This is a genomic window from Streptomyces sp. Y1 (genome assembly GCF_041053115.1).
In the GTDB taxonomy this organism is placed as follows: domain Bacteria; phylum Actinomycetota; class Actinomycetes; order Streptomycetales; family Streptomycetaceae; genus Kitasatospora; species Kitasatospora rubellomurina.
Genome location: NZ_CP163445.1, coordinates 491924 through 512086 on the forward strand (window position 1 = coordinate 491924; position 20163 = coordinate 512086).

The following is a 20163-nucleotide window of genomic DNA, read 5'->3' on the forward strand; positions in this document are numbered from 1 at the left end:
ACAACGGCCGCGGCTCGCCGGCTCGTCAGGGGCGGCGCCCCGCGCCGCCGCGCGACGGCCGGCCGGCCGCACCCGCCGGGGCCGGCCCGCGCTGGCAGAACGGGCACCAGAACACCGCCCGGTCCCGCGGGGCCACCCCCTGGCGGCCCGTCAGGACCGGTGTGACGCAGCGCGGGCAGGGCCGCCCGGCGCGGCCGTAGACCCAGTGCTGGTAGCCGGGCCGGGTGTCGCCGGTGGTGACGTGCCCGGGGCGCAGCTTGTTCGCCTCCAGCATCGCCCTGGCGCGCTCCACCAGCCGGTCGGGGTGCGGGAGTTCGCCGACCTCGGTCCACGGCGTGACGCCGGCGACGAAGCACAGCTCGTTGGCGTAGACGTTGCCGATCCCGGCGAGGTTGCGCTGGTCGAGCAGGGCTTCGACGAGCGGGCGCGCTGGGCGGGCGAGCAGGCGGCGGACGGCCTCGGCCGGGTCCCAGTCGGGGCCGAGCAGGTCGGGGCCGAGGTGGCCGACGATCCGCTGCTCGTCGGCGGTGCGCAGCAGTTCGACGACGGGCATCCGGTAGCCGATCGCGGTGCCCCGGACGGTGCCGAGGACGACGCGGATCTGGTGGGCGGGGCCGCCGGTCCAGCGCTCGCCGGGGCGGTAGACCTCCCAGCGGCCGTCCATCCGCAGGTGGGTGTGCAGGGTGAGGCCGCCTTCGAGGCGGGTCAGCAGGTGCTTGCCGCGCGGGGTGACGTCGAGCACCCGCCGGCCGGCGAGGGCGGCCGTGGCGTGCGCGGGGACGCGGAGCTCGGCGTGGGTCAGCGGCTGCCCGGCGAGGGCCTCGCGCAGCCGGGCCGCCGCGCGGTAGACGGAGTCACCTTCTGGCATGTCTCCATCCTCCACCGCGCGGCGGCCCGGCGTGCCACCAGGGTCGGCTACTCGGCGGCCTGGCCCTCCCGCACGACGGTGACGGGGCAGGGCGCGTGCTCGACGAGGTGGCGGCTGACCGAGCCGAGCAGCACGCCGGAGAAGCCGCCGAGGCCGCGGCTGCCGACGACCAGCAGCGCGGCGCCGCGGGCGGCCTCCAGCAGGGCCTGGACGGCGTTGCCGGGCACCACGCTCCGGGTGATGCGCACGCCCGGGTCCTCGCCGGCGACCTTGGCGATGCTCTCGGCGAGGGCCTGGCGGGCCAGTTCCTCGGGGTTGAAGGCCTCGGCGGGCACGACGCTCGGCCCGCTCCAGCCGTAGAAGGCCGGGTACTCCCACGCGGCGACGGCGTGGACGGTGCCGTGGACGGCCCGCGCGTAGTCGATCGCCCAGCGCAGTGCCTGCTCCGAGGCGGGCGAGCCGTCCACGCCGACGACGATCCGGGGGTCGGTGCTCATTGCGTGTTCTCCTTCGAGTGGTCCCCCATGGCCCGGCCCGGGATCAGCTCCGGTACGCCGCCCAGGCGTTCGCCATCCGCTGCGCCTGGCCCGGGGTGAACTGGGTCATGCAGGAGTCGTAGCTGTAGTCCATGAAGTTGTGGATCGGGTCGAGGCCGGGCCCGGCGCAGGTGTGGCGGCCCTCGGGGCAGCCGTAGGCGGCGCTGCGCTCGGGCGGGGTGTCGTCGACGTAGTCGCCCGGGCCCAGGCAGCCGCCCTGGAAGGTGTGGAAGAGGCCGAGCCAGTGGCCGGTCTCGTGGGTGGCGGTGTTGCCCTGGTCGTAGTGGGTGGCGGAGCCGCCGGGCAGCGAGGCGTCGAGCACGACGACGCCGTCGTCGGCCGGGTCGGAGCGGTAGGCGTTCGGGAAGGTCGCCCAGCCGAGCAGGGACTGGCCGAGGTGGGCGGTGTAGAGGTTGAGGGTGCCCTGGTCGCCCCGGTGCAGGGCCTGCTTCATCGCCTTCTCGGCCGCCGAGCCGGGGGTGACGCCGTTGTACCAGCCGGCGTTGTCGGTCCAGTCGATGCTGGCCAGTTCGAAGTGGAAGCGGGTGTCGGTGTTGCCCTCGCCCTGGCCGCCGTAGGTGGCGTTCAGATGGTCGATCTGGGCGTCGACGGCGCCCTGGGCGAGCCGGCCGGCCTCCCCGGAGTGGATCACGTGGACGTACACCGGGACGGTGGTCGGCACGGCGGCGAGCGGGACGTGGGCGGAGCCGAGCCGGGCCAGCCGTTCGTCGAGGTCGGCCTGCATGGCCCGGGCCCGGGTGGCGTCCACCGCGTTCGGGTCCTTCCCGGACGGCCCGCCGGCCGGCTTCCGCGCGCCGGCGTCGGCGGCGTCCGCGGCATCGGCGGCATCCGCGCCGGTGCCGTCGCAGACCGCCGCCGCGGTCGCCGCGGCCGCGTGGGGCGCGGCCGGCGCGGCGAACTGGCTCAGGCCGGCCGCGGCGACCAGCGCGGCGGCGCAGGGGAACAGACGGGTGGCACGGGTGGCACGCGGGCGCACCCGGGGAGTACGGCGCATCTGCGCTCCTGACGAGGAGACGGGGAATCCGACGGAGGATCGGCCGCACCCCGGTCCCGCCCGGCGGCACTCGGCGGCGCTCGGCGCGGGCCCCCGGGGCCGCGGACCCGCCGAGACTACGACGTCGAGAAGTCGATCTCCCGCAGGGCGCGCGCGGCGGCCCGGTCGAGTACCACGGCCGACGCACAGCCGGCCGGCGGCTCCGCGGCCGCCGCCCGCAGCAACCGGGCCGCCGCGGCCCGGTGCCGGGCGAAGGCGTAGCGGGAGACGCCGCGCCCGCGCCGGCGCTGCCCGTCCCGCGCCTCGGCGGGCCCGACGTCGAGCACCAGCAGGTGCACCCGGCGGCCCTGCCGGGCGGCGGTCCGGGCGAGCCAGGCCCGGACGAACGGCAGCGTGCCGCAGTCGTGCACGGCGAGCGGCCCGCCGTCCAGGACGGCCCGGCGCAGCCGCCGGTAGTGCGCGAGCCGGGCGAGCGGCCGGTAGAGCGCGTACGGGAGGCGGGCGGGCAGGCGCGCCGCGTACTCCTCGCGGACCAGCTGGGAGTCGACCAGCGGCGCGCGCACGCAGCGGCGCATCAGGGTGCTCTTGCCGCTGCCGGGCAGACCGGTGACCACCAGCAGGTCGCCCGCCGGGTAGTGCAGGGCGCCCGGGCCCGGTCCGCGCAGCTCGTGCCGGCCGGCCCGGACGACCCGCCCCTCGAACCCCGTGCGCCCGTCCGCGGCGCGGGGCGGCGGCACCCGGGGCACCGCCGCCCGCGCCGTTCCCGTCCCGGTCACCCTCGCTCCCCCTGCCGTTCTCCCTCCCGGGAGCATCGCGCATTCCCAAGGCCGAGTAAAGACCCGAGGTCAGACGGCAGGGGCGCAGACCCCTACGGCAGCTGCGGGGCGAGCTGGGTGGCGATCAGCTCCAGGTGGTCGAGGTCGTGCAGGTCGAGGATCTGCAGGTAGATCCGCTCGGTGCCGACCGCCGCGTACCGGGCGATCTTCTCCGCGACCTCGGCCGGGGTGCCGGCCAGGCCGTTGGCCTTCAGTTCGTCCACGTCGCGGCCGATGACGGCGGCCCGGCGGGCCACCTCGGCGTCGTCGCGGCCGACGCAGGCGACCAGGGCGTTGGAGTAGACCAGGTCGTCGGCCCGGCGGCCGGCCTGCTCGACGGCGGCCTTCACCCGGCCGAACTGGACGGCGCTGTCCTCGGCGGACGCGAACGGCAGGTTGAACTCGTCGGCGAAGCGCGCGGCCAGCGCCGGGGTGCGCCGGGCGCCGAGGCCGCCGACGAGCACCGGGATGTGGTCCTGGGCGGGCTTGGGCAGCGCGGGCGAGTCGGTCAGCGTGTAGTACTCGCCGGCGAAGTCGAAGGTGTCGCCGAGCTTGGTGTTCCACAGGCCGGTGATGATCGCCAGCTGCTCCTCCAGCCGGCCGAACCGCGCCTTGGGGAAGGGGATGCCGTAGGCGGTGTGCTCGTCCCCGTACCAGCCGGCGCCGAGGCCGAACTCGACCCGGCCGCCGCTCATCGCGTCGACCTGGGCGACCTGGATCGCGGTGACGCCGGGCAGCCGGAAGGTGGCGGCGGTCATCAGGGTGCCGAGCCGGATGGTGCTGGTCTCGCGGGCGAGCCCGGCCAGCGTGATCCAGGCGTCGGTGGGGCCGGGCAGGCCGTCGACGCCGCCCATCTTCAGGTAGTGGTCGGAGCGGAAGAAGGCGCTGAAGGCGCCCAGCTCCTCGGTGGCGCGGGCCACCCTGAGGAGGGTGTCGTAGCTCGCGCCCTGCTGGGGTTCGGTGAAGACTCGAAGATCCATGCGGACCATTCTGGTACGGACCGTCCGCCGTTCCCCGCCCGGATCCGGCCGAACCGGGGAACGTGCGCGGACCCGCCCCGGGGTGGCCAAGGTCTCAGCACGGAACCGTCACGACCCTGCGGTCCGCGGGCCCGGCTCGCCTACCGTGGACGGATGTTCGCGATCCCCGACGAGTCCTTCCGGCGCTCCCCCGACGAGCCGTCCGGCTGCCCGCTGCCCGGCATCGTGGCCGCCTTCACGCCCCGGCTGGCCGAGTTCGCCTTCGAGCCGGGCTTCGTCGCGGCCGTCGACCAGCACGTCGCGATGCTGCGCGAGCTGCTGTACGCGCAGGGGCCGGAGCTCGCGCCCCGGCCCCTGGACCGTGAGGAACTGTCGGACTACGCGCTGGGCTTCCTGGACGCGCTCGCCGAGATCGGCTGGCGGGAACCGGTCGGCCACGACTACGCCGTGCTCCGGCTGACCGCGATCTGCTGGCTGGTGCGCGAGCAGGGCCTGCTGGCCGTCTGAGACGTGACGGGCCGCGGCCCGTCACATCGGCCGGTCGCCGCCCTCGATGCCTGGGGCCGGCGAGCTGCCGGGGCCGGTCTGGGTGGTCGGGCGGACCGGCTGGTTGGCCATGGCGTCGGCCCGGCCGGCCTGGTAGGCGCTGCCGCGCAGCCGGGCGGTCTCCCGCTCGGCGCCGTCCAGCCAGCGCTCCCAGCGCTGGCGCATCGGCATGATCAGGCCGCCGCCGACGCCGACCACCAGCACGCCCGCGACGGACGCCAGCGCCGCGATCAGCACCGGGCCGGTGATCGCGGTGGCGATCCCGGCCTGGCCGAGCGCCGCGATCACGCCGAGCGCCACGATGAAGCCCCAGACCAGGGTGGAGACGGTGCGGCCGTACGCGGCGCCGGACAGCGCGTTGCGGACGATGTCGCGCACGCCGTTGGCGATGGCCATCGCGACCACCAGGATCACGACGGCGACGATGCCCCGGGGCAGCCAGGCCACGATGCTGTGGATCATCACGCTGATCGGGTTCGGGCCGAAGACGCCGAACGCCAGTTGCAGCGCCATCAGCAGCACCGCGTAGTAGACGACCTTGCAGACGATGCCGGTCAGGTCGTAGCTGGACCCGCTCAGGTAGCGGTCGATGCCGGCCCGTGCGGCGACCCGCTCCGAGCCCATCCGGCGCAGCACGCGGTCCAGCAGCCGGGCGATCGCCTTCGCCACGAACCAGCCGATGACCAGGATCGCCAGGAAGGCGAGGAACTGCGGAATGATCTTCGCGACCTTGGACCAGGCGTTGGTGAAGCCCGATCCGAAGTCCACGGACAGTGCGAGGTGCTGAGCCACGGAGTCCTCCACTCGGTGACACGGCGCCGAGCGGAACGGCGGCGCCGGGTGGCCCCCCACCCTTCGTGGATAGCAGCAGCCCGTACGGGCCGCGCGCGGCCGGTGACCGGGATGGTTCCCTCGGGTGAACGGCGCCGCCGTCCGCCCGCGTAGAGTGGCAGTTCCGGCAAGTCCGGCCACACGGCGGCCGGGCGGAGGGGACCGAGGGTGAGCATCAGCGAGGCGGACAGCGGCACGGCGCGCGGCGGGGCCGGCGGCCACCGGCCGTTGCGGTGGCGGACCCTGCCCGAGCGGCCCGTGGCCGCCGTCCTGCTGCTGCACGGCGGCGAGGAGCACAATCTCGCCCGGCCCGGCCCGGTCAACCTGCCGCTGCTGCGGATGCGCGGCTTCCTGCGTCCGCTCGCCCGCGAGGCCGCCGCCGCGGGCGTCGCCGTGGGCACCGTCCGCTACCGGCACCGCGGCTGGAACGGGGAGCGGGCCGACGCCGCCCGCGACACCATCGCCGCGCTCGACGAGCTCGCCGAACAGCTCGGCCCGGTGCCGACCGTCCTGGTCGGGCACTCGATGGGCGGCCGCGCCGCGCTGCGGGCCGGCGGGCACGAGACCGTCACCGGGCTGGTCGCGCTCGCCCCCTGGTGCCCGCCGGAGGACCCGTGCGAGCAGCTCGCCGGACGCGACGTGCTGCTGCTGCACGGCGACCGCGACAGCGTCACCCCGCCCGCCGACACCCGCGCCTTCGCCGCCCGCAGCCGGGCCGCCGGCGCCCGGGTCTGCGGCTACACCGTCACCGGCAGCGGCCACGCCATGCTCCAGCGGATCCCCGACTGGCACCGCGCCACCGCCCGCCTCACCACCGCGCTCCTGGGCCTGCGCCCGTTTCCCGCCGAGACGGCCTCCGCGCTGGCCCTGCCGGCCGGCTCGCCCGAGGCGCTCACCCTGGCCCTCCCCCGCCAGCCCCGCCCGGCGGCGGGCCGGTAGCGGCGGGCCGTGCCTCGGGGCCGTCCGCCTCAGACCATCGGCAGCACCAGCGTGAAGTGCGCGCCCCGCAGCACCGGGTGAAGGCCCTGGCGGGCCGCGAGCAGCAGGTCGCCGTCCGCCCGCTGGGCCAGGGTGCGGGCACGGTGCAGGCCGTCGCCGCGGCCGGGGCCGCGGGTGGAGAAGCCGCGGCGGAAGATCCGGTGGCCGCCGGCGGTGTCGGCGATGCCGGGGCCGCTGTCCTGCACCTCGACGGTGACGTCCCCCTGGGCCGACTCGGCCCGCAGGCTGACCGAGCCGCCGCTGGCGCCCAGGGCCTCGGCGGCGTTGCCGAGCAGTTCGTACAGCAGCACCCGGAGCACGTCGGCGTGCACGGCGGCGACCGTCCCGGCGGGCACGGCGAGGGTCAACTCGACGCCGGGGTGGGCGGTTTCGAAGGCCGGGCGCATCCGGCCGAGCACGCCGAGCAGGTCGGCCTCGCCGCCGAGCGGCAGGCCGTCGAGCGGCAGCGCGCCGGTCTCCTCGGCGAGGGCGCGGGCGCGCTCGGGGCCGGGGTCGGCGCGGTAGGCGGCCAGGCCGGGGGTGAGCAGGTGGCGGTGCAGCGCCCACGCGTCGAGCGCCGGGCGGTCCTGGCCGGGGGACTCGACGGCGAGGCGTTCCAGGGCCTCGGCGAGGTGCTTCCCGGCGTCGGCGGCGAGCCCGATCAGGACGCCGTTGTCGTCGAGCAGCACACCGGCCGGGGTGACCTCCCGCACGACCGGCAGGGCCGCCAGCCGGGCGGCGCCGGCCCACAGGTCGGCCTCCCGCACCGGATCGACCCGCCCGGAGACCAGGGCGATCTCCCGCATCATCTCGTTGACGCTGACCGGCGCGTCGCCGGTGCGCAGCGACAGCGCCGCCCAGAACGCGGCCTCGGCGGCCGGGTTGCCCCGGACCGGGGCGAGGACGGCGGTGCGCAGGGCGGCGGTGAGCTGCGCGTCGTCCGTCCAGCGCGGCAGCGCGCCGGCGTCGGCGGGCAGCCGGCGGGGCGAGCGCAGCAGGTGGTCGAGGAAGAGCCGGATCAGGTCGGGGTGCAGCCCGGTCTCGAAGGCGAGCGAGGCGGCGGTGCCGAGGTCGCCGAGGCCGCTGAGGTCGACGATCCAGGAGAGCGTGCGCCAGGACGACTTCGGCTCGGCGAACACCCGGCCGCCGGTGAACGCGGCCAGCGGCCACTGCGGGCCGGCCACCCGCAGCAGCCCGACCGCCCGGCGCCGCCGCACGGCGACCAGCCGCAGCAGCGAGCGCAGGTCGAGGACGGCCGCCGGGGAGCGCCCGGCGTAGCCGCGGCCGTCGAGGCCCCAGCCGACCGCGAGGAAGGGGGCGAGGCCGGGCAGGGCGGGGACGGCCCGGGTGCCGGGGTCGGCGACGAACAGGTCCACGTCCCCGGCCGGGCGGAACGCGGCGAGGTCCTCGTCCGCGAAGACGCCGAACAGCCGGGTGAGGTGGCCGCCCTCGACCGGATGAGCGGTGTGCGGGCGCGGCCCGTCGCCCGGGGACGCCCCCAGGAACTCGTCCAGCGCGGCGGCGAAGTCGACGGCCGGCTGGGCGCCGCCGGCCAGTTGCAGCGACTGGTAGGCGTCCAGCAGCCGGTGCTCGGCCGAGCCCTGGCGGACCGCCCAGCCGGCGAAGGACGGCGCCCGGCGGGTCGCCGGGTCGAGGTGCCAGCGCAGGAGCTCCGCCGGTTCGTCCTTCCAGGACCACTCGGGCAGCGGCGGCGCGGTGGCCGGGCCGCCGCGCCCGTCGTCGGAGCGCTCCAGCAGGCTCCGCGCCGCCCGGAGCCGGCCGGCCTCGATCAGCCGGCGGCAGGCGTCGGCCCAGTCCTCCTCGGCGTCGGGCAGCGCCGCCAGCCGGGCGGTGAGCGCGGCCCGGCCGGCCGCGACGCCCGCGGCCAGCTCGTCCTCCAGCGCCGTGAGCGCGGCGGCCGCCTCGGGCCAGGACTCCCGGCAGCGGGCGGCGAGTTCGTCCCGGTCGGCGACCGGGGCCTCGATCCCGGCGAGGTCGGCGCGCCGGGCGGACTCCTCCAGCCGGGCCAGGAGTTGGGCGTGGCGGCGCAGCCGGACGGTCTCCAGGCGGCGGCTCAGGTCGTCCAGCCGGGCGCGGTCCAGGGCGGCGCAGTCGGTGAGCACGGTCTCGGCGAGGGCGAAGTGCCCCTCGGCGAGCAGGTTCTCGTACACCTGGTGCTCGTCCTCCTCGGCCGCGATGCCGTCGACCAGGGCCCGGGCGAGCAGCTGCGGCCCGGCCGGATCGGGCGCGTGCAGGGCGACGAGCAGCGCCCGGTGGCGGAAGCGGCCCGGCCAGCGCCGCAGGAGTTCACCCAGGTGCGGGTCGAGCGATTCGATCACCACTGCTCCCGTGACCAGTCGAAGAGCGGCCGCAGCCGTTCCAGGAAGGCGATCATCGGCAGGCCGTAGGGCTCGGTGACGCCGCCGGCCTCGCTGAACAACTCGTCCCAGGAGGTGGCCAGTTCGGCGCCGAGCCGGCGGCAGTACTGGAGTTCCTGGGGCGCGGTGAGCGAGACCTCGGACTCGGCCTCGGTGGCGGCGAGCTCCCGGGCGGTGCGGACGATCGACTCGATCCGCCGCTGGAAGGTGAGCTGGCTGCGCCAGGCGATCGGGGCCTTGCCCGCGGCCGCGACCAGCTCGTCCAGGTGCCGGCGGACGTTGCGGGGCAGGGCCGGCTCCAGCGAGGGGCGCAGCTGCCCGTCCCGGGCGGCGGCGCGGATGTCGACGAGCAGGCCGCGCGGCCCGAACAGGCCGTCGTGCATGGCCTGCCCGGCGTCGAAGTCGAAGCGGCCGCGCAGCCGTTCGATGTGATCGATCTGTCCGGCGAGGTCGGCCCAGGCGGCCTCGGCGGCGGCCCGGTCGGCGGCGTGCGCCATGGCGGCGGTGAAGGCCTTCATCGGCAGCGGGCGGCCGGGTTCGCGCTCGGCGGCGAGGGCGGCGAGGCGGCGCCACCGGTCGGGCAGGGCGCCCGCGAGCATGCCGATCACCTCGCTGCCCTCGGGGCCGCCCCAGAGCAGGGTCTCGGCCATGCCGGCGACGGCCCCGACCGCGCGGGCCGGGGACCCGCCCTCGGCGAGGATCAGCGCGGAGTCGACCAACAGGTCCTTCAACGGGCCGACTTCGAGCCCGGTGGCGGCGGCGCAGGCGGCCGCGGCGGCCGGGTCGGTGAGCAGCCGGCCGACGACCGCGGCCTCGACGAAGGCGCGCCGGCGCCAGGCGTCGGCGACCAGCCAGACGGTCCAGCGCTCCCGGGGCGGGACGACGGGCTCGGCGCCGTCCTCGGCGCCGTCCTCGGCCTCGGGTGCGGGCTCTGGTGCGGGCTCGACGCCGGGTCCGGCTCCGGCTCCGGCTCCGGTTCCGGCTCCGTCGTCGATCGCGCCGTCGTCGTCGCGGCCGAGCACGACGGCCACGCCCCGGCGCAGCTCCGCGGCCGGGACGCGCGCGTTCTCCCAGCGGTCGAGGACGGCCCACGGGTCGTCGAGCTCCCCGATCCGCTCGCCGATCACGCTGGCGAAGCCGTCCCGGCCGGCCGCCCGGCGGGCCTGTTCCAGCAGCGGCAGGGCGACGCTGCGCGCGGCCCGGGACCGGCCCGGGGCGGCGGGGGCGCCCGGGCGGGGCGCCGGCACGCCGGGGCGCCCGGGGCCGGGCGGGATGCCGAGGGCGGCCGCGAAGGCGTCGGCGAAGTCGACGCCGCGCACGTGGATGCCGACCTGCCCGACCCGCCCGGCGGCGTTGCCCCGGGGCCCCTCGCTGAGCGGGGAGAAGCTGCCGAGCAGCACGCTGTCGTCGCTGAGCACGGCGCGCACGCCGGCCCGGCGGCGCTGGACGTGGATGCCGGCCTCCTGCGCGGTGAGCAGTTCGGCGAAGGCCTTGCCGATCTTGCCGGAGACGTGGGTCTGCGGGTGGACGAGGTGGACGCTCGCGCCGCCCGCGGCGACGTCGCGCACCCGCCGCGCCATCAGGTCGTTGGCCACCCGCGGGTCGATCCGGTCGTCGGTGACGGCCAGCCGCCGGCTGCGGGTGGTGAGCGCGGAGGAGATCAGGTCGCGGTGCGCGCTGTCGCGGACCAGTTCGACGGAGGGCGTGCCGCCGGTGGAGCGGGCCAGCGAGTCGAGCACCGCGGTGTGGTACTCGGCCCAGCTCTCCGCCCACAGCCGCACGGCCGCCTCGTCGGCGAGGCTCTTGTCGGGGGTGGGCCAGGGCTCGGGCGCGTTCGCGCCGCGGGCGCGGCGTCGGGCGCCGGCGCCGTCCTCGGCGCCGTCCGGCTGGAGCTGGATGCGGGCGCCGTCCGCCGCGAAGGGGTAGGCCTTGCGGGCCCACAGCAGGGCGTCGGCCACGCAGCGCGGGGCGGCGGGGCCGTCCGCGGCGGGCTCGACCAGCACGCCGATCTCGCCCTGGTCGTTGGCGAGGTCGGCGTGCAGCGGGCTCTGCGAGCCGAACAGCGCCCGGGTGGCGTCCTGGACGACCAGGCAGGCGTCGGTCTGCGCGCTGCGGTCCTCGAACAGCACCTGGGTGGGGTAGCGGGCCTTGAGCTCGTTGAGGGCGGTGCGCACCGGGGTGGGCAGGGTGTCGGCGGCGCTGCGGCCCCAGAGCAGCACCAGGCCGACGCCCTTGGCGAGCCGGTCGGTGAGCGCGGGCAGCAGGGCGTTGAGGGTGCTGTAGCGGATCAGCGGGCTGGAGACGACGAGTTGGGTGGTGGCGGAGCGGATCAGCTCCTCCACCGCCCACAGGTAGCCGGCGGCGCGCTCGACCAGGACGACGCCCGCCCGGCCCCGGTCGGCGTCGACGATCCGCTCCTCGACTCCGGCGGCCAGCCGCTCCAGCCGCTGCTGGGCCTCGTCGATCTGGTCGACCCGCTTGCCGGGCAGGGTGGCGATCTGGGCGAGGAGCTGGTCGAGCAGCCGGTCCAGGGTCTCGGCCGGGACGAGGCCGCGGTCGGCCCGGCCGTTGAGCTTGCGGACGAACTCGTGGTCGGGCTGCTCCTCGGCGAGGCCGGCCAGGTGCTCGGCCATCCGCTGGCGGGCGCGCATGCCCCACATGTGCTCGTCGTCGATGAGCGTGACGGACAGCACGTCGCGGGCGGTGTCGACGCGCACCGCGAGCCGGACGGACAGCCAGCGCAGCTCCTCCGGCGGGCGCAGCACCGGGCTGCCGAAGCCGACGTCGAGCACGTTCTGGCGAAAGCCCCGACGGCGGCGGTCGTGGCGGATCGCCGCCTGGACGGCCTCCAGCAGGTCGCCGGCCGACAGGTCGGCCTCGGTGACGCCCTGGTGCGCGGGAAGTTCGAGGCTGCCCTCGGGGGCGAAGCGCTTGCCGCGCCACTCGGGGAACAGCTGGCCGGTGACCGGCTCGAACAGGAAGCGCCGGGTCTCCTGGACGGTGGCGGCGTCGCGCAGTCCGCCCTCGGTGAGCATGTCGCGGGCGCCGTCCGCGAGTTCGAGGTCGCCGCTGTCGAAGCGGACCAGGATGTGGCCCTTGCTCCAGAGGCTGTGCACCACGTCGACGATGATCCGCTCGGGCAGCCGGAACAGGTCGACCTGGGACTCGACGGTGGTGCGCCCGGCGGCGATGGCGCGGGCGACCAGGTCCTCCAGGGTGGTCAGGCCGCTCTCCGGGCCGAGCAGCACCTTGAGCGCCACCAGGCGGCAGGGGACGGCGAGTTGGGCGGTTCCGTTCATCGCTGCACCAGGTTTCCGTTCACTCGCCCGTCAGCTGCTCGGCCGGGACGATCCGACCGTAGCGCCGGACCGTCTTGGTGATGATGTCCCAGGAGGTGCCGCCGTGTTCGGCGAAGTGCGCGAACCCGCCGACCAGGACGAGCAGCCGGCGGCCGCGCGAGAGCAGCACGTTGGCGACCTCGTTGCGGCCGACGTGCCCGACGTTGCCCGCGACGGTGTTGCCGGACCGGGTGGTGCGGACCAGCGAGACGATCACCCGGTCGGCCTCGCGGCCCTGGAAGGAGTGCACGGTGTGCACCCGGCCGCGCAGCAGGCCCTTGTTCTCCAGCAGGTTCTTCTGCGCCCGGTAGGGGGTGAGGACGACCAGGCCGCCGTCGTCCTCCGCCGGCCGGTCGACCGCCAGCGGGGCCGGGCGCATCCGGTCCACCAGGCGGTCGATCACCTCGACCTCGCCCTGGTTGTACCAGTACGGGTGCTCGGCGCAGTCCTCCAGCCCGGTGGTGTCCAGCCACACCAGGGCGGCGCCCCGCAGGAAGCCCGGCCGCTGCACGCCGTGGTCGAGGTCGGCGAGGGAGGAGGTGCCGAGGAAGCTCTTCGGCAGGCCGTCGTCGTCCGGGCGGAACGGCACGTACGGGTAGAAGGCGCGGCCGACCGGCTGGGCGATGTCCGGGTGCATCCGGAACTGCAGGTTCAACTGGCCGAGCGGGGAGGCGTGGTAGCTGACCGGGCCGGTGTCGGGCTCCTCCCGGTCCACGAACAGGTGGCCGAACATCCGCAGCACCCGCTCGCGCATCTCCCGCTCGTCGTAGTGCAGGCGCATGTCCTTGTCGGGGTGGTCGCGCAGGCTGCGCAGGAACTGCAGGACCTCCTCCTCGCGGTGGGCGCCGAGCTGGCGGTGGTCGCCGATCAGGGTCCAGCGGGTGCCGAGGACGAGCGGGATGATCAGCTCGGTCGGCCAGGCCTTGGCCGCCTCCTCGACGATCACCCAGTCGAACATGTCGCCCGGGTCGCGGTCGGTGTCGGTGATGGTCGCCGCGATGGAGCAGGTGGCGAGGACGATGCTGGCGCCGTTCTTGATCCGGTCGGTCAGCTCGATCTGGTTCGAGGTGACGCTCTGCAGCCAGGCATCGGCGACCGGCCGGTCCTGGTCGTTGAGGGGCAACGGCCGCTCGCCGGGCGGCAGTTCCTCGAAGCGGCGGCGCTCCTCGGGGGACAGCCGCTCGGGGTGCAGCATCCAGGTGAGCTGGGACTCGATGGTCTTCGCGAGGCGATCGGTGAGCCTGCCGAGGGTGTGGGCGAGGACGGTGTGGTCCTTCACCCGCTCCTCGTCGTCCTGCCCGTCCGGGGTCTCCCGCAGGATCAGGACGTCCGGCATCTCCTTGATCAGCCGGGCGGCCAGGTTGTCCAGCGCGTAGTTGGACTGCGCGCTGACCAGCACCCGCGCGCCCGGCTCCTCCCGGAGGAAGCGGCGCAGGGCGTGCGCGGCCACGGTGGACTTGCCGGTGCCCGGCGGGCCCTGCAGGGCGTAGAAGGGCTGCAGGGCCAGCATGTCGTTGATCCGGTCGGGCGCCTCGCCCTCCAGCTGGGCGTCGGGGGCGGAGCGCCAGCGGCCCCGTCCGAGGTCGTAGGAGATCGGGGCGCGCAGGCTGCGGATCAGCGCCGCCTGGTTCTCCAGCATCGTCCGGGCCTTGGCCTGGCGGGCGATCTGCGGCTCGGAGCCGCCGTCGTCGGACGGCCGCAGCCAGCCGATGCTCGGCACCCGGTCCTGGTTGCGGTGCGGGCGCACCACGATGGTGTCGCGGTCCCGCCGCTCCACCAGGTCGACCTTGATCACCCGGTGGCCGAAGTACGGGCCGCGCTGGTGGCCGGGCACCACGTCCAGGGTGATGAAATCGGAGTCGACGTCCAGGTTCTCGACGAAGTCGCTGAGCCGCGGGCGCCGCTTCGGGTCGGTGCTGAACGCGGTCAGCAGCTGGGAGCGGTGGCGCCACGCGGCGTCCCGGTGCTCGTCCCAGGTGAGCACCGCCAGCCCCGGGTCCTCGGCCTTGTCGGTGCGGATGAACGGGTACTTGCGGGCGTCCAGCGCGGTGCGCTGGTAGGCGAGCAGGAAGTCCAGCGAGCGCAGGAACTCCTGCTCCTCGCTGCTGCGGGCCCGGGCCCGTTTCACGGACTCGGTGAGCGGCCGCCAGGACGGCCGCCCCGCACGGACCTTGGCCAGGCTCTGCCCGGGGTAGAACGGCACCACCTCGATCCGGCCGACCTTGCGGCGCGGCTGGGCGCGGACCAGCGCCTGCGCGTGGTTGCGGTCCTTCAGGTACTTGATGACCAGGGTGTCCTCGTGCTGCTCGCCGCGCTGCCGGGTGAGCAGGTCCTGGTCGTACAGGAAGGCGCAGAACCACACCGCCTGCTCGCCGATCAGCACCCAGCGGGCCTCCTGCAGCTTCTCCGGCTCGTCGTTGGCGAAACCCACCGCGCCGTTCGGCGACCAGACCAGCTCGGCCCCGCGCAGCTCCCGGACGTAGAAGTTCCTCAGCGCCTCCCGGCCGGCCGGGGTGTCCGGGCTGTGGCTGATCCACTTGCGCAGCTCGAAGATCGTCTCCACCGACTGGTCCGGCAGGAAGGCGACCAGCCGCGGCACCTCGTCGGCCGCGTCCTCCCAGAGCCGGCGGATGCCCTCCCAGTTCTGCTCCAGCCGGCGCAGCGCCTGGAAGGAGGTGATCCGCTCCTCCGGGGCCTCCTCCAGCATCTCGCGCAGCAGCGACACCAGCGGCTTGGGCAGGTCCACCCGGCCGGTGAGGTGGGCGCGCATCCGCGCGCGCAGCGTGGCCAGCGCGATCGCCTGCGCCGGGCCCGCGGCCGCCTGGGCCCGCGCGAACTCCTCCGGCAGCAGCTCGGGGATCGGCCCGCAGAACCACTCGAAGCCGAGCACGCCGAGCCCGAACACGTCGGTGGTCGCCCACTCCCGGCGGCGGCCGGACCGCTCGTGCAGCAGGAAGTCCAGGGTCTCCGGGGCGAGGTAGGCGAGGTGCCGGGCCTGGTCCATGCCCTGCGGCGCGGCCAGGTAGAGCCGGCGCACCAACTCCCCCACCTGGGCGGAGTTCTGCAGCGCCGTGCGGCGCACCAGGTTGCCGATCAGGGTGCTCAGCTCGAACCGGGAGAGCTGGACCGTCACCGCGTCCTCGCCGTGCCGCTGGACGGCGCGCAGCGCGCCGAGCGTCAGGTTGCGGTGCATCAGCCGGGCGCCGTGCAGGTGGTTCAGCGCGTCCAGCAGCACGCTGAACGCCTCGAAGGCCTCGATCCGCTCGGACTGCGCCCAGCGGACCGTCGCGTCGACGTTCAGGGCCTGGCCCTGGCTCTCGGTGATCGCGAAGGCGACCTCGTTGGCCGCGTCGAAGCCGCCGCTGCGGATGGTGGGCAGCGCGGGGTGGCTCAGCGCGTCGAGCCGCAGCAGGCCGCGCACCTCGTGCTCCCACAGCTCGCCGGCGAAGCCCTGGATGCCGATGAAGACGGACGCCTCCAGCCGGCCGGCCAGGTCCCCCGGGTAGTTCAGCTCGACCCGGAACAGCAGGCCGGGCACGATCACCTCCGGCTCGCCCGCGCGCTCGTACGGGCCGTACGGGGCGTTGGGCTTGCAGAAGAGCCGGTCGACGAGGTCGCGGTGGGCGTCCAGGTCGTCGGTGTGCACTGCGTCAGCCGGGTGTGCGTGCATCGGCGTTCGCCTCCCTGGGGTCGCGGGATGCCGGAGGGTGGTCGGTCGGGGCGAGGTCGCCGCCCAGCCGGAGGGTCAGCAGGCCGTCGTCGGTGCCGACCGCGAGCAGGCCGCCGGCCACGCAGAGGGAACGGCAGGGCACGCCGAGGCGGATGACGTGGCGCTGGACGCCGGCCAGCGGGTCCCAGATCCGCACGGTGCCGTCCTCCCCGGCGGAGGCGACCAGCGGGGTGCCGTCCGGCGCGAAGTAGGCGGCCAGGGCCTCGACCCAGCCGGTGTGGCCATCGAGGACGGCGAGGTCGGGGGGCAGGTCCTCCGGTGCGGCGGGGTCGACCAGGGTGCACCGAATGAGGCCGTCCGCCGCCGCGCTGACGGCGATCACGCCGTCGCCGCCGGGCCGGGCGAAGCCGGTGACGGCCCTGATCCTGCCGCGGCCTCGCGACTGGAAGTCCCACGACCACAAGGTCTGCCGGTAGTCCCACAGCCTCACCCGGCCTGACTGCCAGCCGCACAGCAGCAGGCCCTCGGCGCCCGCACAGGCGGACACCGCGGTGCGCCGTCGAAGACCGTCGCGTCCCCAGGCCGGAAACAGCTCCCGCCACGCGCCGCTCGCCGTGTCGACCGCGAGGACCATGTCCCAGTGGCCGCCGGTCGGGACGGGCGCCACGATCAGCCGGTGACCGTCCGCGCCGAGGTCCAGCACGGCCAGCCCGTCCGGCCTGACCCGGGGGGTGACCGGCGGATCGACCGGGAGGCCGTCCCGGGCCTGACGGGCCAGCAGTCTCCCCGCGGCGACGCCGAGCAGCAGCGGCCCGTTCGGGGCGGGCAACGCGGCGAGCGAGCCGGCCGGGGCGGAGGAGACATCGCTCGGAACGAAGCGGTCGGAGGTGTGGTCCCACACCTTCACCATGTGGTCGTCCCCGCAGCTGACCAGGCGGTCCTCGCCGTCGCCGGTACTGAAGGCCGTCAGCGCGGTGACGGCGCGGACGTGGCCGGTCAGCACCTGGGCCCGGGCCGGGTCACGACGGTCGGCGGGGATGTCCGGGTGGTCGAAGGAGATGTCGAGCAGCGAGACCGTCCCGTTCGAAGCGCCGACCGCGAGCGACCCGGGCCCGAGCGCCGCGAGCGACCGGACACCCTGGGGGAAGTCCACCGGGAGCCGCCAGCGGGCGCCGCACTCCGGCTCCCATATCACCAACCGGTCACCCGTCCCGCCGACAGCCACGTGGCCCTGGAGCACCGCGAGTGCGCGCAGCGGGCCGAGGGCGGCGGTGAGGTGCGGGTGCTCCTGACGGCCGCTGCCCACGTCCCAGATCCGGGCGGTGCCGTCCTCGCCCGCGCTGACCAGGCGAGTGCCGCCGTCCGGTGCGAGGAGGACGGCCAGTGCCGCCACCGGGTCGACGTGCCCGGTCAACGGCCGGCCGTGCTGCTCGCCGGTCGCCGGGTCGACCAGGTGGATCCGGCCGGGGACGGTGCCGAAGGCCAGCAGGGTACCGCCGTGCGCCGTGGGCAGCGCGGCCGCGGAGACGTACGGTTCGGCGCAGGGCAGGTCGTGGTGCTGCCAGGTCCGGGTCTCCAGCACGCACAGCCGTCCGCGCCCCCGGTCGGCCGCGGTGACGGCGAGCTGCCGGCCGCCGTCCAACGCGGTGAGGGTCAGGATCCGGTCGCCGAGGCCGCGCAGCGCGGGGTGGACGGCGTGGCCGGTGGCCGGGTCCCAGATCCGGACGGTGCCGTCGTCCCCGCCGGTGGCGAGCAGCCGGGCGCCGTCCGCGCCGCGCACGGCGGCCACCGCGCGCACCCGGTCGGTGTGGCCGGCCAGGGTGAGGTGCGGCATCCGGCGGCGCAGGCCGGACCAGACCGGCTCCCACAGCGGCTGCTCGCGCGGGACGGACGGGCGCTGCGCGGGGATCGGTACGGCGAGCGCCGCCGGGCCGGCGGTCTGGGCCATGCCGAGGCGGCGCAGCCCGCGCCGGTCGGCCGGACCGCTCTGCCCGGCCAGGTGCGCGGTGACCACCGTGCCGACCACCTCGGCGGGGAGCGCCGTCAGGTCGTTGCCGCGCGTCGCGTCGGCGGTGACGGCGCGCACGTCGAGCCGGTCGAGCAGGTGGGGGCGGGCGGCGAGCAGGTCCCAGGCGTCGGCGCGCGAGCGGGTGAGGTGGCCGGACAGGTGCCGGGCGAGGTACGGGTTGAGCGGCCCCTCCTGCTGCTCGGCGAGCTCCAACAGGGCGGTGGCGAGGGCGAGTCGGTGCCGGGGGCTGTCGGGCTGGGCCAGGAAGTACTCCTGGAAGGTCCGGTGGGCGAGCCGGTACACCGCCTGGCCCTCCTCGGCGTCCAGCATCACGTACGGCGCGGCCACGCGCTGCAACTCGCTCAAGGCGGTCTCGTCCACCCGCTGGTCGCCGAGCGCGCTCGCGGCCGTCACCCACACCCGGTCCGCCTGCGGCAGGCCGCGCCCCTCGGCCAGGGCCAGCGCCTCCAGCAGCTGGCGGCCTCCCGGTACCTGGCGGCTCACCCGCTCGACCGCGGCGGCGAACAGGCGGGTGCCGACGTCGTCGCCGTTGCCGGCGCCGAGCAGGTGACCAAGGGTGAAGGAGCCCGGGGGCGACAGCAGTCCGGGGTCGGCCAGGATCTCGTGGATGACGAGGCCGACGTGCAGGAACTCCAGCCTTCCGCGCTCGACCGCGGCCGTCACCCGGCCCAGCACCGTGTCGAAGTCGGAGCCGTGGCGGTCCCGCAGCTGCTCCAAGGAGGTCCGCAGCAGCTCGGCCAGCGCGCCCTCGTCCCGCTCGATCCGGAGCGTCCCGCTCGCCTCCGGGCCGTCCCCGCCCCCCAGCGCGTCCAGCAGGTCCGTCCCGCCGTGGCCGCCCGACGAGGGCCGGGTGCCGACCACGATCCGCACCCCCGGCACCTTCGCCAGCTGCCGGAACAGCGCCGCCAGCGCCGGCGGTTCGCTCGCCTCGTCGAGCCCGTCCGCCATCACCGTCAGCGGCCGCCCGCGCCCGGCGACCGCCGTCGTCAGCTCCCCCGCCCGCTCACTGGCCGACAGGGCGGCGCCCGGCGCGTCCAGGCCGGCGGCGCGGGCGATGGCGGTGGCGACGTCGTCCATGGTGGCGCCGGTGAGCGGCAGCGAGAGGTCCAGGCGCGGCAGCGGCTGCTCGGGGGCCCAGTCGCCGCCGGGGAAGCCCGCCGTGGCGAGGATCGCGTGGATCTCCGGGTAGGAGTGCAGCAGCACGTTGCCGAGGACGGCGGACTTGCCCGCGCCGGGCGCGCCGGTGACCACCAGCAGCCCGCTGCCCGACCGGTCGGGCTCGCTCAACCAGCGGGCGATGCGCTGCCGTTCGGCCCGCCGCCCGACGAAGTTCCAGGCCAGCTCGCCGAGCGCCGTGCCCATCCCCCGGCGGGCGAAGTGGGCGCGCTCGTGGCCGGGCAGGGCGGCCAGCAGCGCCTGCAGCCGGCGGAAGACGTCGAGCGGCGCGGCGACGGGTTCGGGCAGCAGGGCGGCCCGGGTGAGGCGGCGGACTCCGGCGAGGCCGTGGCTGCTCACCGTTCCGCGCTGCTCCCGGGCCAGCCGGTCCTCCAGCCGTCCCGCCAGGTCGCGCAGCGAGATCTCACTGTCGTTGTCCGTGAAGGTGTCGAGCACCTCGCTCAGCGCCTCCCGGAAGACCGCGAGGTAGCCGAGCCCCTGGTCCTTGCCGGTGGCGACCAGGACGACCCCGCGCACCGCCCGGCGGCGCCGCAGTTCCGCCTCCAGCAGGTCGACGAACCACGCCGCGCCGCACGCCTCGACCACCACCAGCGTCCACTCCGGCCCGGCGCCGCGCTCGCGGACGTGGCCGGCGACGTGCTCGGCGAGGGTGGCCGGGTTCAGCTCGGTGTCGCGGTCCGTGCCGTCCCGGCCGGGCACGACCAGCCAGGCGTCGTCCTGGTTGGACCGCCCGTGGCCGATCCACAGCAGCACGGACGAGTTCCCGAAGGCGCCGTGCCGCCACTCCCGCAGCCGGGCGTCGGTGGCCGCCAGGTCGCGGCCCTCGGACCGGTCCCAGACGACGAGTTCGCCGCCGAGCCGGCCCAGCAGTCCGGCCACCGCCTCGGCCTCGGCGCTCGCGCCGATCGGCGGGTAACGCCGCGCTTCCCGGTACTCGTCGAAGGCGACCGGGACGACCTGGAACCCGTACCGTCCGCCGTCCGCCGCCGCGCTGCCGTTCACG

Annotated in this window: 12 protein-coding genes; 2 read left to right on the forward strand and 10 right to left on the reverse strand. The window is 76.1% G+C overall.

Features of this window, described 5'->3' with window-relative positions; all coding sequences use genetic code 11:
• Window positions 1-25: 25 nt before the first annotated feature.
• The 5 genes from AB2U05_RS01955 to AB2U05_RS01975 all read right to left on the reverse strand — a co-directional run bounded on the left by AB2U05_RS01955 (window position 26) and on the right by AB2U05_RS01975 (window position 4214).
• Window positions 26-868, reverse strand: a complete 843-nt coding sequence (locus AB2U05_RS01955) for a DNA-formamidopyrimidine glycosylase family protein (protein WP_369182219.1) — start codon at window positions 866-868, stop codon at window positions 26-28.
• Between the two features lie 47 nt (window positions 869-915).
• Complete coding sequence (locus AB2U05_RS01960) at window positions 916-1365, reverse strand: universal stress protein (RefSeq protein WP_045711580.1); 450 nt, start codon at window positions 1363-1365, stop codon at window positions 916-918.
• A 43-nt stretch (window positions 1366-1408) separates the two neighbouring features.
• Window positions 1409-2419, reverse strand: coding sequence for a zinc metalloprotease (locus AB2U05_RS01965; RefSeq protein ID WP_369182220.1), 1011 nt, complete (start codon window positions 2417-2419; stop codon window positions 1409-1411).
• A gap of 116 nt (window positions 2420-2535) precedes the next feature.
• Complete coding sequence (locus AB2U05_RS01970) at window positions 2536-3084, reverse strand: AAA family ATPase (RefSeq protein WP_369185875.1); 549 nt, start codon at window positions 3082-3084, stop codon at window positions 2536-2538.
• Between the two features lie 203 nt (window positions 3085-3287).
• Entirely contained in the window at window positions 3288-4214 is a 927-nt protein-coding gene (locus tag AB2U05_RS01975; protein ID WP_045696478.1) for an LLM class F420-dependent oxidoreductase, read from the reverse strand.
• Window positions 4215-4367: 153 nt separating this feature from the next.
• Here AB2U05_RS01975 and AB2U05_RS01980 point away from each other — a divergent pair, with 153 nt between their 5' ends.
• Complete coding sequence (locus AB2U05_RS01980) at window positions 4368-4721, forward strand: DUF6401 family natural product biosynthesis protein (protein WP_045696477.1); 354 nt, start codon at window positions 4368-4370, stop codon at window positions 4719-4721.
• 21 nt (window positions 4722-4742) lie between these two features.
• Here AB2U05_RS01980 and AB2U05_RS01985 read toward each other — a convergent pair whose 3' ends face one another.
• A complete protein-coding gene (locus AB2U05_RS01985; protein ID WP_045696577.1) occupies window positions 4743-5552 on the reverse strand; it encodes a hypothetical protein in 810 nt (269 codons plus the stop codon).
• A 207-nt stretch (window positions 5553-5759) separates the two neighbouring features.
• On the opposite strand from AB2U05_RS01985, the gene AB2U05_RS01990 reads away from it, so the two are divergent.
• Complete coding sequence (locus AB2U05_RS01990) at window positions 5760-6530, forward strand: alpha/beta hydrolase (protein WP_369182221.1); 771 nt, start codon at window positions 5760-5762, stop codon at window positions 6528-6530.
• A gap of 29 nt (window positions 6531-6559) precedes the next feature.
• Here the strand turns inward: AB2U05_RS01990 and AB2U05_RS01995 are convergent, their stop codons facing one another.
• The 4 genes from AB2U05_RS01995 to AB2U05_RS02010 are packed head-to-tail and all read right to left on the reverse strand — an operon-like array spanning window position 6560 to window position 20162.
• Complete coding sequence (locus AB2U05_RS01995; RefSeq protein WP_369182222.1) at window positions 6560-8908, reverse strand: ATP-binding protein; 2349 nt, start codon at window positions 8906-8908, stop codon at window positions 6560-6562.
• A complete protein-coding gene (locus tag AB2U05_RS02000) occupies window positions 8905-12246 on the reverse strand; it encodes a hypothetical protein (protein WP_369182223.1) in 3342 nt (1113 codons plus the stop codon). Before AB2U05_RS02000 ends, AB2U05_RS01995 begins: the two co-directional genes overlap by 4 nt.
• 19 nt (window positions 12247-12265) lie before the next feature.
• Window positions 12266-15955 carry an AAA domain-containing protein gene (locus AB2U05_RS02005; RefSeq protein WP_369182224.1) on the reverse strand — a complete coding sequence of 1230 codons (3690 nt, stop codon included), beginning with the start codon at window positions 15953-15955 and terminating at the stop codon, window positions 12266-12268.
• Entirely contained in the window at window positions 15936-20162 is a 4227-nt protein-coding gene (locus AB2U05_RS02010) for an AAA family ATPase (protein WP_369182225.1), read from the reverse strand. The genes AB2U05_RS02005 and AB2U05_RS02010 overlap by 20 nt, the downstream gene beginning before the upstream one ends.
• Between the last annotated feature and the right edge of the window lies 1 nt (window position 20163).